The sequence below is a fragment of the Amycolatopsis sp. NPDC102522 genome (genome assembly GCF_055584485.1).
Genome location: NZ_JBVJLY010000022.1, coordinates 74,089 through 89,508, shown reverse-complemented (window position 1 = coordinate 89,508; position 15,420 = coordinate 74,089). Strand labels below are relative to the sequence as shown.

At 69.2% G+C, this 15,420-nt stretch carries 13 protein-coding genes; 7 read left to right on the top strand and 6 right to left on the bottom strand.

Annotated elements, in window-relative coordinates; all coding sequences use genetic code 11:
• Positions 1-292: 292 nt before the first annotated feature.
• Together ACZ6YV_RS35335 and lanKC are read left to right on the top strand one after the other, a co-directional pair.
• Entirely contained in the window at positions 293-1,438 is a 1,146-nt protein-coding gene (locus ACZ6YV_RS35335) for a cytochrome P450 (RefSeq protein ID WP_465513744.1), read from the top strand.
• Positions 1,439-3,958 (top strand): class III lanthionine synthetase LanKC, encoded by a 2,520-nt coding sequence (lanKC, locus tag ACZ6YV_RS35330; protein WP_465513743.1) that lies wholly within the window; start codon positions 1,439-1,441, stop codon positions 3,956-3,958.
• Positions 3,959-4,380: 422 nt separating this feature from the next.
• Here the strand turns inward: lanKC and ACZ6YV_RS35325 are convergent, their stop codons facing one another.
• Complete coding sequence (locus ACZ6YV_RS35325; protein ID WP_465513742.1) at positions 4,381-5,421, bottom strand: hypothetical protein; 1,041 nt, start codon at positions 5,419-5,421, stop codon at positions 4,381-4,383.
• A gap of 83 nt (positions 5,422-5,504) precedes the next feature.
• Between ACZ6YV_RS35325 and ACZ6YV_RS35320 the strand changes: the two genes are divergently transcribed.
• The 3 genes from ACZ6YV_RS35320 to ACZ6YV_RS35310 all read left to right on the top strand — a co-directional run bounded on the left by ACZ6YV_RS35320 (position 5,505) and on the right by ACZ6YV_RS35310 (position 8,717).
• Positions 5,505-6,638: a glycosyltransferase gene (locus tag ACZ6YV_RS35320; RefSeq protein ID WP_465513741.1), complete on the top strand. Its 1,134-nt coding sequence runs from the start codon at positions 5,505-5,507 to the stop codon at positions 6,636-6,638.
• Entirely contained in the window at positions 6,635-7,867 is a 1,233-nt protein-coding gene (locus ACZ6YV_RS35315; protein ID WP_465513740.1) for an RNA polymerase sigma factor, read from the top strand. The genes ACZ6YV_RS35320 and ACZ6YV_RS35315 overlap by 4 nt, the downstream gene beginning before the upstream one ends.
• A gap of 76 nt (positions 7,868-7,943) precedes the next feature.
• Positions 7,944-8,717, top strand: a complete 774-nt coding sequence (locus ACZ6YV_RS35310) for an alpha/beta fold hydrolase (protein ID WP_465513739.1) — start codon at positions 7,944-7,946, stop codon at positions 8,715-8,717.
• Positions 8,718-8,799: 82 nt separating this feature from the next.
• Here the strand turns inward: ACZ6YV_RS35310 and ACZ6YV_RS35305 are convergent, their stop codons facing one another.
• A complete protein-coding gene (locus tag ACZ6YV_RS35305) occupies positions 8,800-9,291 on the bottom strand; it encodes an anthrone oxygenase family protein (protein ID WP_465513738.1) in 492 nt (163 codons plus the stop codon).
• A gap of 32 nt (positions 9,292-9,323) precedes the next feature.
• Positions 9,324-10,151 (bottom strand): Rossmann-fold NAD(P)-binding domain-containing protein, encoded by an 828-nt coding sequence (locus ACZ6YV_RS35300; RefSeq protein ID WP_465513737.1) that lies wholly within the window; start codon positions 10,149-10,151, stop codon positions 9,324-9,326.
• A gap of 81 nt (positions 10,152-10,232) precedes the next feature.
• Between ACZ6YV_RS35300 and ACZ6YV_RS35295 the strand changes: the two genes are divergently transcribed.
• Positions 10,233-11,171, top strand: coding sequence for an AraC family transcriptional regulator (locus tag ACZ6YV_RS35295; protein WP_465513736.1), 939 nt, complete (start codon positions 10,233-10,235; stop codon positions 11,169-11,171).
• Here the strand turns inward: ACZ6YV_RS35295 and ACZ6YV_RS35290 are convergent.
• Complete coding sequence (locus tag ACZ6YV_RS35290; protein ID WP_465513735.1) at positions 11,150-12,103, bottom strand: helix-turn-helix transcriptional regulator; 954 nt, start codon at positions 12,101-12,103, stop codon at positions 11,150-11,152. The genes ACZ6YV_RS35295 and ACZ6YV_RS35290 overlap by 22 nt on opposite strands.
• 81 nt (positions 12,104-12,184) lie before the next feature.
• A complete protein-coding gene (locus ACZ6YV_RS35285; RefSeq protein WP_465513734.1) occupies positions 12,185-12,988 on the bottom strand; it encodes a pentapeptide repeat-containing protein in 804 nt (267 codons plus the stop codon).
• Between the two features lie 269 nt (positions 12,989-13,257).
• Here ACZ6YV_RS35285 and ACZ6YV_RS35280 point away from each other — a divergent pair, with 269 nt between their 5' ends.
• Complete coding sequence (locus ACZ6YV_RS35280; RefSeq protein WP_465513733.1) at positions 13,258-14,439, top strand: S8 family peptidase; 1,182 nt, start codon at positions 13,258-13,260, stop codon at positions 14,437-14,439.
• Positions 14,440-14,516: 77 nt separating this feature from the next.
• Here the strand turns inward: ACZ6YV_RS35280 and ACZ6YV_RS35275 are convergent, their stop codons facing one another.
• Positions 14,517-15,344: an SGNH/GDSL hydrolase family protein gene (locus tag ACZ6YV_RS35275; protein WP_465513798.1), complete on the bottom strand. Its 828-nt coding sequence runs from the start codon at positions 15,342-15,344 to the stop codon at positions 14,517-14,519.
• Between the last annotated feature and the right edge of the window lie 76 nt (positions 15,345-15,420).

Here is a 15,420-nt window from a genome sequence, read left to right as displayed (position 1 = left end):
ATACCGCGACGACCGCGACAGTATATCGGCCAGATCCCGCGAAGTCGACTATTTAGTGTCATCACCGCGCGTACTCACGCACCCTCACGGTGAATCCTTGGACGAATATTTATCGTCGAAATGATCAAAAGGTGTACATCCTTCGCCCTCGTTCGACCCGGTCATGGTGCGCATATTTCCCGAAAGTGAACCGAATGCGTTGACATCGGAACGGCGATCAACCTAGCTTTGTCGCTTGTCAACACGGCTAATCGCGGAACGAAACCGGGGGAATTCCATGGGAGGCGATGGCGTGCCAGCGGTCGAAGTCGACTTTCTTTCCGAATCCGTGCTCGCGGACCCGTACCCGGCCTACGCACACCTGCGCCGCAACGCGCCGGTGTACTGGGACGAGGCCAGCGGAGCCTGGCTGGTGACCCGCTACGGCGACTGCGTGGAAGTGCTGCGCGACAGCACGAGGTTCACCTCCGATCCGGCCCGCGCCGGGGTTCCGGTGCCCGCCACCAGTTACACCCTGCAGACGATGGACCCTCCGGAACACCACGGGCTGCGCGGTCTGTTCACCGCCGCGTACCGTGCGCGAGATCTCGACTCCCTCACCGCAGGCCTGAACGCCTTCGCCGCGTCGAAGCTGACCGGCCTGGCCGGGCACGGCCCGGTCGACCTGCTGGCCGACTACTTCAAACCTCTCGCGCTGCACGCGATAGCGGAGCTCGTCGGCATTCCCGAAGCGCATCGACCCGCCGTCGCGCTGGCCGCCGAGGCGATGGCGGCCAGCATGGACGGTGTCTTCGACAAGGCGCGCCAGGCGGCCGCGATCAGCTCGCGGGCCACACTCAGCGGGATCGTCGACCGCTGCATGCGGGCACCCGGCAAGCACGGCATCATCGCCCATGTCTCCAGGCACTACCGCGAGGCGGGCGTGGAGCGTGACGTCGCCGTGCACAGCTTCCGGCTGCTGCTCTCCCCCGGCTACATGTCCGTGGCGAGCGCCGCGGCCAACGCGTTCGTCACCCTTCAGGCACACGCGAGCAGGCTGATCGATGGAGACGAGGACATCGCGGTCGAAGAGCTGCTGCGGTTCAGCGGTCCCGTGCAGGCGCTCGGCAGGATGTGCCGTGACGACCTCGACTTCCGCGGGTTCAGTCTGCGCCGCGGCGACCTGGTGCTGGCCATGCTCGGGTCGGCCAACCGGGACGAGGACCGGTTCACCGACCCGGACCAGCTCCTGCTCGGCAGACGGCCGAACCCGCATCTCGCGTTCGGCTGGGGTGTCCACTCCTGCCTCGGCGCGCTGCTGGCCAAAGTGGTGATCCGCACTGCCATCGGCCGTCTCGAGCGGCTGTTCCCGAACGTCGCGCTCGCCGGCACTCCCGGCTACCTCGATCAGGCCGTCGTCCGCTGTCCGAACACGGTCCCCGTCCACCTGGAGCCCTGAATGACCTCCCTCGAACGCTACGCGTTGGCGAGTGTGGCGAACCCGCTGTTCTACGACGACCCCAGCCGCACCGAGGACGAGCTCTACACCGTCGCCACCGTGCCGCCTCCGGAAGACTGGCGCCGCGCCGAGGAAGGACTGTGGGTCTCGTTCGCCCCGGAGACGAAGATTCCGCGGCAGGGCTGGAAAATCCACGTCACCGCCCGGCTGGACGAGGCGGAAAAGACGATCGAGGACGTCCTCGCCTACTGCCTGCGCCACGGCGTCGCCCTGAAGTTCCTCCGCAGCGAGTTCGCGGTCCGGCTGACGAACGGGAAGTACGCCCCTCGCGCGTCGAGCGGGAAGGTCCTCACGCTCTACCCCGCCGACGACACGGTGACCGAGCGGATTCTCGACGACCTGGCCACGCTGCTCGCCGATCGCGAAGGCCCGTACGTGCTCAGCGATCTGCGTTGGGGTGATTCCCCGGTCTTCGTCCGCTACGGCGGCTTCGTCGGCACGTTCACCCTCGACGACGACGGCGTGCCTGTACCGTCCATCGAAGCCCCGGACGGCACGCCGGAACCGGATCTCCGGCTGCCGGTGTTCGCACCACCGTCGTGGGCGGCCGTGCCGGAGTTCCTCGCGAAGCGAATGGCCGCGCTCGACGAACAAGCGTCCGCCGAGCTGCCCTACGACATCACCGAAGCCCTGCACTTCTCCAACGGCGGCGGGGTGTACAAGGGAACCCGACGCGGCGACGGCCTGGCCGTGGTGGTCAAGGAAGCACGCCCGCACGCCGGGCTCGACGCGCTCGGTCGCGACGCCGTCACCCGGCTGACCCACGAGCACGAGCTGCTCACCGAGCTGGCGGACACCGGGTTCGTGCCGCGAGTCCATGAGTACTTCACCTTGTGGGAACACCACTTCCTGGCGATGGAGCTGGTCGAGGGACCGACGCTGTACCAGGAGCTGACCCGCCGGAACCCGCTGCTGCGTGCCGGTGGCGACGACGACGATCGTGCGGCGTTCGTGCGCTGGGCGCTGCCCGTGCTCGACGAGCTCGCGGGCATCCTCGCCACGCTGCACGCCCGCGGTTTCGCGTTCGGCGACGTCCATCCGCAGAATGTGCTCATCCGGCCGGACGGGCGACTGTGCCTGATCGACTTCGAAGCGGCCTCGACCGTCGGGTCGGGGTCGCGCGCGGCGATGGCGGCGCCGGGGTTCCGTCCCCCGGCAGGGCTCACGCCGGTCGCCGCCGACGAGTACGCGTTCGCCTGTGTGGCGCTGTTCGGCTTCCTGCCGCTGACCGCGATGGCCGAACTCGATCCCGGCTGCTTCGACGATCTCCTCATCCACGCCCGGCGCGAATTCCCGCTGCCGAACGGACTCGTGGCCCGGATCGCGAGCGCGTTGCGATTCCAGGAGGCGGTGCCCGTCGTCACCCCCGCCGAAACCACGATGGACGGCCGGTCGTGGGAGTCGGTCTGCCGGTCGATCGGCTCCGCCATCACCGCGAGCGCCACCCTCGATCGCGACGACCGGTTGTACCCGGGGGACGCGATGCAGCTTCCCGGTGCCGGTCTCGGCTTGGCACACGGCGCGGCGGGCGTGGTGTACGCGTTGCACCTGACCGGGCAGCCGGTACCCGACGAGCATGTCGGCTGGCTGGTGGATCACGCGCTGACCGGGCATCACCAGGGCCCCGGCTTACTGAACGGGCGGCTCGGCGTCGCGTGGGCGCTGTACCGGCTGGGTGCGCGGGACGCGGCGCTGGACCTGCTGAGCCGGAAGCCGGATCGGCCGTTGACCGTCTGCCATCTCGCCGGCGGCCTCGCCGGTCTGGTGCTGGGCAAGCTCGATTTCGCGGCGTGGACGGGCGATTCCGAGCAGGCGGAAAGCGCGATACGAGACGGGCTCCGGCTCCGGGACGCGCTCGGCAGCCCGTTCGCACCACGGATTCCGGGTCTTCTCCGGGGTTTCTCGGGTATCAGCCTCGCGTTCACCCGGCTGTACGAGGCGACCGGTGACGCCTCCTGGCTCGACGCCGCGGCCGCCGCCCTCCAAGAAGATCTCGCCCGCTGCGAGCCGGATGCCCAAGGAGCCCTGCATGTCAACGACGGCAGCAGGCTGCTGCCTTACCTCGCCGACGGCAGCGCCGGGGTGGCGCTGGCCGTCGAGGCACTGCTCGAGCACCGGACGGACGCCATGCTGGCGCTGGCTCACGACGGCCTGCTCGCCGGCTGCCGGGTCCCACCTTGGAATGTCCACGCCGGGCTGTTCACCGGCAGGGCCGGGCTGATCACGGTGGCGGGCACGGCCGACGACCTGCCGACGCTCCTGCGTCACGCCGTGCCCGCGCCCGGTGGCACCGGCGTGGCCGGCGATCAGCTCCTGCGACTGTCCATGGACCTCGCCACCGGCGCCGCCGGTGTGCTGTCCACCGTGCACACGGTCCGCCACGGCGGATCCGTGTTCCCCGGTCTGCCCGGCCGCCGGCGTGAGAAACCGGCGGCGGCCGGTGCTTCCCCTGTCCGTTGAGCGAAGAAGGAGGTGAAGGAGATGGCCGCAGTTCTCAAGCTGCAGAGCCTGCAGACGTCGAACACGATCGCGCTGTGGAGCTCGCTGACGATTCTCGCCTACTGCCACTGAGAGGACGTGAACATCGTGACCGCAGTTCTCAAGCTGCAGGCGCTGGAGATGCAGAGCGACACCCCGATGTGGAGCTCGGCGAGCATCTTCGGCTACTGCCACTGACCACCGCTTGACCCGACGAGGAATCCGGAGGAGGTGAAGGAGATGGCCGCGGTTCTCAAGCTGCAGAGCCTGCAGACGTCGAACACCATGGCGATGTGGAGCTCGCTGACGATTCTCGCCTACTGCCACTGACGGCGGTGAACTGACGGGTGGTACCTGGCCGGTATCCAGGTACCACCCCGTCGTCACGCGTTGACCTCAGTTTACTACGACACGCTCGTGTCGGCGTCTCGCGCTGGTGGATCCCAGTCCGCGGGCTTGTCCTCGACGACGGGTGGACGGGCGAGTTCGGCCAGCTGCCGGACGACGTCGTCGTACCGCGCCTGATCCGCGACCGCACGGGCCTGCCCGCGCGCCAGTTCTTCGGTCAGCGCCGTCACCCGCGCCTCGGCCAGGCTGCGGGTGGTGTGCTCCCGCGCCAGATCGGCCCGGACGCGGTCCAGGTCTCCCCGCAGGCCTGCCGATTCCGCACGCGCGGCGACACAGTCCTTTTCGGACACCGTCACTCGCGCCTTCGCCTCGTCGAGCCGGTCCAGCAAGGCCTCGAGTTCGGCCACCGCCCGTGCCAGCGCCGTGTCCCGCTCGCCAAGATCCGCTGTCAGCCGCGTCTTCTCGTCCCGGACGGCCGCGAAGTCCTCGCGCAGTGCCCGGAGATCGGAGGTCAGCGCGTCACGGGAGCGTTCGGCGGCCACGGTCGCGGCTTCCGCGGCGCCCCGGGCGCGTTCGTGGGCGGCGATCTCGGTCCACGCGCGCTGGCGGGTCTCCTCGGCGTCCTTCAAGGCCTGTTCGGCGGTGCGTTCCGCCTTGGCCTTGGCCATCTTGTCGTCCCGCGACGCGGCCAGCGCGGTCGCTCGCGCCGTATCGGCCTTCGCCGCGGCCTGCTGAGCGTCTTCGGCCTCGCGCCGCGCCGTCGCGGCCTCTGCCTCTGCTTCGGTGACCCGGCCCAGCGCCGCCTCGGCGGCGTCGTCGAACCGCGAGTGCATCGCGCCCAGCAACTCCACGAGCGACGCCGCCGTCGGGGTGAACTCGTCGGCGATCCGGCGGACCTCGAGCAGCGGGTCCGCCACGCTCGCCACAGCGGCCGCGCGCCGGGCCCGCGACGCGGAGTCGGCGTGCGTCTTACTGCAGTAGGCCGACGGCCGCCCGCCCTTGCGTTTCCCCTCGGCGTCCACCGCGGGCGGGGGCAACGGGTTTTCGCAGCCTTCCAGCGCGCACAGCCGGAGCTCGTCGGCGTCCGTATCGATCACCACAGCAGGGTAGCGCTGCCCGGCAGGGTGGGATGCGAGGCAACGCCGGGAGAACCACCGGTCCCGCCGATAGGGTCGATCGTGTGCGAGTCCTATTCACTTTCGCCGGTGGCAACGGCCACTTCCGGCCACTGCTGCCCCTCGCCCGCGCCCTCACCGCCGCGGGTCACACGATCGCGTTCACCGGCGAGCCGCTCATGGTCCCGATAGTCGAGGCGGCCGGTTTCACCGTGTTCCCGTCGGGCCCGAACCTCGGCAGCAGCGGCGAACGCCACCCCTTGCTCCCCGTCGACAGGGAGCGAGAGGACGCCGACCTTCGCGACGGTTTCGTCCGCCGCACCGCGCCCCGGCGCGCGGAAGACGTCCAGGCGCTCTGTGCACGCTGGGTACCGGACCTCCTCGTCTGCGACGAGGCCGATCACGGCTCGATGATCGCCGCCGAAAAGCTCGGTCTCCCCCACGCGACCGTCCTGGTCACCGCCGCCGGTGCCCTGATCCGCCCCGACCTCGTGGACGACGCGCTCAACGAGGTCCGCGCCGTCCACGGGCTTCCTCCGCAACGGAATCTGGAGGCGGCCTACCGGCATCTCGTGCTCTCCCCGTTCCCCGCGAGCTTCCGCGATCCGCGGTTCCCGCTGCCGGCGACCGCGCAGTCCTTCCACAGCCCCGTTCCCGGTCGCGGGCCAGTGCCGGACTGGCACTTCGAAGGCCGCCCGTCGCTCTACTTCACCCTCGGCACGATCTTCAACACCGAGTCCGGCGACCTGTTCGCCCGGGTGCTTGCCGGCCTGCGCGACATCGACGCGACCTGTGTCGTCACCGTCGGGAACCTTCTCGACCCCGCGGAGTTCGGCCCGCAACCAGAGCACATCCACCTCGCGAAGTACCTGCCCCAGGACGACGTCCTCCCGTACTGCGACGCGGCCATGACCCACGGCGGTTCGGGCAGCCTGCTGGGCGCGATCGCGCACGGACTCCCGATGGTGCTGCTGCCGATGGGTGCCGACCAGCCCCACAACGGCGACCGCGTCACCGAGCTCGGGCTCGGCACGGTCCTCGACGTCATCGAAGCGACACCGGAAGACATTCGCGACGCCGTGTCCTCCGTGCTGAAGGAACCGTCCTACCGGGAGGCCGCCGGGCGGATGCGGGACGAGGTCACCGCGTACCCGCCGCCGGAGAAGATCGTTCCGCTGCTGGAAGGGCTGCTCCGGTGACCACCGAACTCGACACCGCGATCACCCGGGCGTTCCGTGAGGAGTCAGGTCAGGTCATCGCCACCCTGATCAGGGTCACCGGCGACTGGGACCTGGCGGAGGAATGCGTCCAGGAGGCCTTCGCACTCGCGCTGCGCACCTGGCCCCGCGACGGTATCCCGGCGAAACCCGGTGCCTGGCTGACCACGACCGCGCGCAATCGCGCCACCGACCGGATCCGGCGGGAGGCCGTCGGCGCGGACAAGCTGCGGGAAGCGGCCGAGCTGACCGTTGCCGCCGAACCGGAGTGGGACGAGAGTGGCGTCCACGACGACAGGCTCCGGCTGATCTTCACCTGCTGCCACCCCGCGCTGCCAATGGAAGGCCAGGTCGCGCTCGCGCTGCGGACCCTGGCCGGGCTCACCACCGCCGAGATCGCCCGCGCTTTCCTCGTTTCCGAGGCGACGATGTCGCAGCGCCTGGTCCGGGTGAAACGGAAGATCCGCACCGCCGGCATCCCGTACCGTGTCCCGCCGTCGGATCTGCTGCCCGAACGCACGGCCGCCGTGCTGGGGATGCTGTACCTGCTGTTCAACGAGGGATACTCGGCCAGCGCGGGCACCGATCTGCTGCGGACCGACCTCTCCGCCGAGGCCATCCGGCTCGCCCGGATCCTCGCCGGACTGATGCCCGCCGAGCCTGAGGTCCTCGGCCTGCTGGCCCTGCTGCTCCTGCACGACGCCCGCCGGGCCACGCGGATCGACGAGGACGGCACTCTCGTCTCGCTCGAAGACCAGGACCGCGGCGGCTGGAACACCGCCGAGATCGCCGAGGGCACCGAACTGCTGGAGACCGCGCTCCACCGCGGAGTCCCGGGGCAATACCAGATCCAGGCCGCCATCGCCGCTTGTCACGCGGCGGCGGCCCGAGCTTCCGACACCGACTGGGCCCAGATCGCCGCCCTCTACGGGGAACTGCTGCGCTTCGTGCCTTCGCCGGTCGTCGAGTTGAACCGGGCGGTGGCGGTCGCCATGGCCGACGGCCCGGTGGCAGGGCTGGAACTGGTCGACAAGCTCACCGCGGACGGCAGTCTCCCCGGCTACCACCTGCTTCCGGCGACCCGAGCGGATCTGCTCCGGCGGCTCGACCGGTTCGGGGAAGCAGCCGAGGCCTACCGGGAGGCGCTCGCGCTCACCGGCACGGACGCCGAACGCGCCTACCTTTCGGAAAAGCTCGCCGAAATCTCCTGACGCCGGGGTGTCTGTCCCCGCCGGCACCGTTCGTCGGGTGGGCGACAAGTCCAGAAAAAGAGGAAGGGGCCATCCCATGGCCACACTCGACGTCCGCGGCGCCCGGCTCCACCACACCGTCACCGGAAGCGGCCCGGTACTGCTGTGCATCCCCGGCGGTGCCGCCGACTCCGGAATGTTCGCCCCGATCACGGGACCGCTCGCGGAGCACTACACGGTGATCACCTACGACCCGCGCGGGATCTCCCGCAGCACCCTCGACGATCCCGACGGGGCGCAACGGGTCGAGGTCCACGCCGACGACGCGTTGCGCCTGCTCGACAGTGTGAGCGAGGAACCCGCGGTGATCTTCGCGTCCAGCGCCGGCTGCATGCAGGCTTTCGATCTCGTCACGCGCCACCCGGGACGAGTGCGGACGCTCGTCGCTCACGAACCACCGCTGGTGAGCCTGCTGGACCAGCAACCCGGCCTCACCGCCGGCGAGCTGCAGCACATCCACCGTGAGCACGGCATCGAGGCGGCGATCGGGAAGTTCCTGGCAGGCGCCGGTTTCGAAGGCGTCGGAGGCGACTTCCCACCGGAGATGAAGAAGAACTTCGAGTTCTTCATCGTCCACCTGATGAAGATGATCGGGGACTTCACTCCGGACTACGAGGCGCTGAAGGCATCCGGGACACGGATCATCGTCGGTGTCGGGGAGACCTCGGCCGGGCAGCCCGCGCACGAGGCCGCTGTCCTCGCCGCCGGTCGTCTCGGGGTGAAGCCGACCTGTTTCCCGGGTGACCACGGCGGTTTCGCCTCGGAGGCCGCTGCGTTCGCTCCGCTGCTTCGGGAGGCTCTGGACGCCTGACTCCCGATGTCATGAAAGGGTCGTTCAAGACGAAAAACGTCCTGAACGACCCTTTCATGACACTCGGGGCGCGCGGAGCGGATCAGGATCGGGCGTGCACGACCAGCCCGCCGACCAGAGCCCCGAAGCCGCCGATCGCGGCCAAGGTCCGGATCAGGTTCCACCGTTCCCAGACACCCTCGAACTTCGCCCGCAGCGCCTCGAAGTCGGTGTTGTCGCCGTCGAAACCGGCTTCCAGCGCGTTGTTCAGCGGCACGTTGATCGCCATGGTCACGATCAGCATCACCAGCAGCAGGACGAATCCCGCGATGATCCACGGCAGCGCCGACCGCAGTTCCGACCGGAAGTGCAGGGCCGCGGCCGCCGCGGCGAGCAGCGGCGCCCCGCCGAAGCTGAGGGCGAACCAGCCGTTGAGGATCGCGATGTTGATCTCCCGCATCCCCGTGACATACGTCCGGGCGTCGGCCCGCCCCAGCCCCGGCATGACCGAGCACGTGTAGGCGTAGAACAGGCCCGCGATCAATCCCGCCGCGATGACGGCCGCGATCAGGACGACCTCGCTCAGCGTCGACATTCCGGTCGTCTCCCTTCTCGTTCCAGCTTGTTTCATCGATTCCAGACCCCAGTGGCCGCGGCCTTCACGGCGTAATCGGAGAAGTCCCTCGCGGGCCTGCCCAGCACCTTCTCGACGTCATCGGTGAGCGATTCGTTCCGACCGTCGAGGACTCGCGAGAACAGGTCGGTCAGTCCTTCGATCTCCTCCTCCGGAACGCCCTGTTCGGCCGCCCCCGCCGCGAACTCCGCCGCGGAAACCGGAACGTACCGGACATCCCACCCCGAAGCCTTACCGATTTCGGCCGCCGCGTCCGCGAAACTCAGCAATCGGGGTCCCGTCAGCTCGTACACCCGGCCGTTGTGCCCGTCGGTGGTCAGTGCCGTCACGACGACGTCGGCGATGTCCTCGATGTCGATGAACGGCTCGGTCACCTGTCCCGCGGGCAGCACGATCTCGCCGGCGAGCACCGGTTCCAGCAGGAAGTGCTCGCTGAAGTTCTGCGCGAACCAGCTGGCCCGCACGACCGTCCACTCGGCACCGGAGTCCCGCACGCCCTGTTCGCTGACGACGGCTTCCTCCTCGCCGCGGCCGGACAGCAGGACCAGTCGCCGGACACCGTGCTCCACAGCCAGTTTCGAGAAGTCCCGGATCGCCTCGGCCGCGCCGGGGAAGGCGAGGTCGGGGTAGTAGGTCAGGTAGGCCGCGCTGACCCCGGTGACCGCGGCGGTCCAGGTCGAGCGGTCGTCCCAGTCGAACGCGGGCCGCGAGCCCTTACGGACGTCGATCCCCTGGTCGGTCAGCCGCTGCGCCACCCGGCGTCCGGTCTTGCCCGTCGCGCCGAGGACCAGGACCGTCTCGTTGTTCTTCGTGTTTGTCATGGCACTAGTCAAGCGCCTCAGGATGAGACGGAACATAGTTCAAAGGCTCTGTTCCATGTTTCATCGTCTACACTTCTCGGTATGGATCCTCTCGCCGGCCTGCTCGACGGACCTCGCGCCCGCGGCGCTTTCCTGCTGAAGTCGGTCATGACCCCGCCGTGGTCCCTGCGCATCGAGGACGAGGCGCCGCTGACGGTGATGGCGCAGGTCCGCGGCGAGTCCTGGGTCGTCCCCGATGGCGGGGACGCCATCCGGCTCGGCACCGGCGACATCGCCATCGCCCGCGGCCCGGACCCGTATCTCGTCGCGGACGACCCGGCCACGCCGCCGCAGGCGATGATCCTGCCGGGACAGGAATGCCTGACCCCGGACGGACAGCACCTCACCGAGCTGTCCGATCTCGGCGTCCGCACCTGGGGCAGCGACCCGGACGGCCCCGTCGTGCTGCTCACCGGCACGTACCCGCTGGAAGGCGAGATCAGCAAACGGCTCCTCAACGCGTTGCCGTCGCTGCTGGTCGTGCGGGACGAGGAGTGGGAGAACCCGCTCGTGGCACTGCTCGCCGGCGAGATCGTCAAGGACACGCCGGGGCAGGAAGCCGTCCTGGACCGGGTGCTCGACCTTCTCCTGGTCGCCGCGCTGCGGACCTGGTTCGACAGGCCGGACGCCGCGGCACCCGCCTGGTATCGCGCGCACAGTGACCCCGTCGTCGGACGAGCACTGAAACTGTTGCAGCACAAGCCTTCCGAGCCATGGACCGTGGCGAGCCTCGCGGCCGACACCGGGGTTTCCCGGGCCGCGTTCGCCCGGCGGTTCACCGCCGCGGTGGGCGAACCGCCGATGTCCTACCTCGCCAGCTGGCGCATCGCGCTGGCCGCGGATCTCCTGCGCCAGCATCCCGACGTCACGATCGGCTCTGTCGCGCGGCAGGTCGGCTACGGCAGTTCGTTCGCGCTCAGTACCGCGTTCAAACGCGAGCATGGCGTCAGCCCGCAGGGTTACCGCACCGGCGTCGCGTAGCGCTCGACCAGTTCCGCGCCGATCCGCGCGAGTTCCTCCTGGACCGACGGCGGGTCCAGCACCTCGATCATCGAGCCCCATCCCGCGAGCTGCTGGGCGATCATCCACGCCACCGGCGCCGACACCGTCACCCGCACCCGCCCGTCGTCCAGCGTCTCCTCGACGTGCGACTGCCGTCCGAAGTGGTCCTGGAGGATCGGCAGATGCCGCTCGGCGATGAGCACGGTCGCGTCCAGTCCCGAACGCCGTTGCTCGACCCTCTCGACCACCTGCTCCCACTCCCTCGACAACTCGAAGTCGTCCGGCCGGCCGGCGGGCAGGTCGCTCACCTCCGCGCCGGACATGCGATCGACACGGAAGGTCCGCCGGCCCTTCTCAGTGCCCGCGATGAGGTACCAGACGTCGTCCTTGTCCACGAGCCCCCACGGATCCACCACCCGCTCGACAGGTTCCGCGCCCTTCTTCGCGTAGCCGAAGCGGACTTTGCGGCGGCGGACGATCCCGGCCTGCAGCACGGCGAGCGGTTCGGGCCGGTCCTTCTCCCGCTCACCCCACCGCGAAGGATCGACGACGACCGCGTCCGCGGCGGCCTGCGCGTCGGCCCGGAAGGTGTCCGGCAAGGCCCGGACCAGCTTCCGCAGCGCGGATTTGACCTCGGGCGAGATCGACGCCGCCGGGCCCGCGAGCAGGAACAGCGCCTGCGCCTCCGACGCCGACAGTCCACTGAGGTCGGTCCGCGCGCCGCCGATCAGCGACCATCCACCGCCGCGGCCAGGCTGCGGATACACCGGAACACCCGCCGCCGACAGCGCCTCGAGGTCCCGGCGGGCGGTGGCGACGGAGATCTCAAGTTCGTCCGCCAGTTCGGAAGCCGTGACGCGGCCACGGGCCTGCATCAGCAGGAGGGTGGCCACCAGGCGATCGGCACGCATGCGCCCAGTCTCGCAGCCAAACCGCTCACCCGATGCGCACTTTGCGTCCGCCTCTCCCGCATTCAGAGGACGAAACGCGGGCTACCAGCGCGCGGGGAGGGAGAGTGACTCCGGAAGTTTGGTGGTCGCGTCGCCCTTGGCCGAGTCCAGCTGAGACTGGATCAGGAACAGCGCATCACGGAAGTCCGCGCCGCGGATATCGGCGTCACGCAGATCCGCCCCGATGACGTCGGCCTGCCGGAGATCGGCCCCCCGCAGGTCCGCGCCGATCAGGTACGCCCCGCGAAGAAGCGCGCCGCGCAGGTTCGCACCCTTGAGCTTCGCGCCGATCAGGTCCGCGCCGCGCCGGTCCTTCTTCTTGCCCGGAACAACGGCGCGGGCGAGTTCGCTCGCACGCAGCAGCAGCCCGTTCACCTCGCCCCGGTGCGCGTGGACGTCCAGCTTCCGCAGCACACCGGGCGTTTCCAGCGTCATCCGCTCGGTCCGGTCGATCATCCCGGCCAGCTCGTCGCGGATCGCCGCGGACGTCGGCAGCGCGGCCGCCTCGGTGAGGTAGTAGAGCAGTTCCTGCAGATCCCGCATGACCGGGAAGACCGCGAACATCGACTTCGCCGTCTTCGGCGCCTTCCGCCAGTCCTCGCCGTCGAAGGTGACCTGGGAGACCTTCTGGCCCGCGCCGAAGCAGTCGTAGACCGTGCAGCCGGTGAAACCCTTCGTGCGGAGCTTGTCGTGGATGCCGCACCGGGAGTCCGCGAGCAGGTTCGGGCACGCCTGACCCGCCGGTTTGGTGATCGCGAAATCGGCCGACGCCGCGAAGGCCGGGACGACACAGCACAGACCGAAGCAGTTCTCGCAGTCGGCTCGCAGGCTGGAAAGGGCTGACACGGTGGTTCGGACTCCAGATGCTCGGCAGGTGTTCCACCCACAGGGTACGGAGGGGCCGAGGTGCACTTTCCGTGCAGGGCACCCGCCGCCAATGGCCGCCAGACGAAGGTCGGTCCTGCCCCATTCAGCCGATATCGGACATGTCAAACGCTCAATAACCTCGATCTTCGTGGGATTCGGCAGCTGCCGTCCCACGCGGTCGAGCTGGGCCGCTTTCCGCCGCTGTGGTCTTGACCGGCCGGTCCCCCTGCGAACGACAGGACGAACACATGCGAGAGACGAGACAAGCGCGTTGGCTGTGCCGTGCCGGATTGGCGAGCGCGATCGCCGTGGCGATCAGCGTGACCGCCGCCCCCGCGCAAGCCGCCGAAGGACAGATCCTCGCCGCGGGATCCGCCGAAGCGATCCCGAACAGCTACATCGTCACGCTGAAGGACACCGGCGTCGTGGGCACGCTGGCTAGCCGCTTCGGCGCGAAGGTGGAGCAGGTCTACGGCAACTCGCTCAAGGGCTTCTCCGCGACACTCTCGGAAAGGCAGGCCAAGCGGCTCGCCGCCGACCCGTCGGTGGCGTCGGTCGAGCAGAACCAGGTCGTCCACGCGGACGCGACCCAGACCAACCCGCCGTCCTGGGGTCTCGACCGCGTCGACCAGCGCAACCTCCCGCTCGACAACAAGTACAGCTACACCACCACCGGCGCGGGCGTGAACGTCTACGTCATCGACACCGGCGTGCGGATCAGCCACCAGACCTTCGGCGGCCGGGCCCGCAACGGCTACGACTTCGTCGACAACGACGCCGTCGCCCAGGACGGCAACGGTCACGGCACCCACGTCGCCGGCACCATCGCCGGTTCGCAGTACGGCATCGCCAAGGGCGCCACGGTCTACGGCGTGCGCGTGCTCAACAACTCCGGCAGCGGCACCACCGCCGGTGTCATCGCGGGCATCGACTGGGTAACCAAGAACCACGTCAAGCCTGCCGCGGCCAACATGAGCCTCGGCGGCGGTGCCTCCACCACGCTGGACGACGCCGTCCGCCGGTCGATCGCCGCGGGCGTCACCTACGGCGTGGCCGCCGGTAATTCCAACGCGAACGCCTCGGGCTTCTCCCCCGCCCGCGTGACCCAGGCGATCACCGTCGGCTCGACCACCAACACCGACGCGCGGTCCAGCTTCTCCAACTACGGCAACCTGGTCGACATCTTCGCGCCGGGCACCAGCATCACGTCGTCGTGGAACACCAACGACACCGCGACGAACACCATCAGCGGCACCTCGATGGCGACCCCGCATGTGGTCGGCGTCGCGGCCCGCTTCCTGCAGAACAACAAGACCGCCACGCCCGCACAGGTGGCCACCGCGCTGATCAACGCGGCGACCAACGGCAAGGTGACCAACCCGGGTTCCGGTTCCCCGACCCGGCTCCTGTACTGGGCGCCGACGGCCTGACCTAGTCCCCTCGGATGTCATGAAAGGGGCGTTCCTGACGAATTTCGTCAGGAACGCCCCTTTCATGACACTCGGAGCTACAGCACCTTGCGGATGCTCGGCACCGCGGCCGCGAGCCCGGCGGCGTTCGGATGCAACGGCGCGAAGCTGTTGTTCACCACCGACGGGATCAGCCCTTCGATCCACTTGACACCGATCGGCTGACAAGCGTCGTGACCGATGCTGGGCGTCCGGATGTCGACGTACTTCGCACCGTGCGCGGCGGACTGTTCGGCCATCCGCGCGTTGAGCCGGTCCATGTTGGCCTGGATGTAGTCGGCGTCCTGCGGCAGCACCGGCACGAGCGGCCAGCAGCCGCGGGGTTTGATCCCGGTCGGGTAGCCGACCATGACGATCTCCGCCCGCGGGGCCCGCTGACGGATCTGCTCGATCACCGTGCCGTAGGTCGCTGCGAAGGCGTCGATCTTCGTCGCGTACTTGTCCACCCCGCCCGCGGTGTTGGCCGCCTTGCACGAGGCGCCCACCGGAAGCAGGTTCACACACGACGTCGCGAGCCCGACCAGCCCGATGTCGTTCCCGCCGATGCCCACGGTCACCAAGGTCGTGTCGGCCGAGAGCGCGTTGTACTGCGGCGGGTTGGTGCCGGAGATGATGCCCTTCTGCGGATTGGTGAAGTCGGAGGTGGTCGCGCCGCCGCAGGTGACGTCGCGCAGTTCGTCGACCTTGATCTCCTTCGCCAGCAGGGCCGCGTAGTTGATCGCGGACCGGGCGCAGGTGAACAGATCGGACTGCGGCAGGACCACGGAGCCCGCCGAGAACGAGTCACCCATCGCGACGTACACCTGTCTCTCTGCCGCGACAGCCGGTGTAGCGAGTCCGACGAGGGTCAGTGCGGTGCCCGCCACCGCGGCGATCCGAGCGAGTCTTCTCCAACGAGAACGTGTCACAGCCGCCTCCAGCATGCGTCGTCGAATGCTGCCG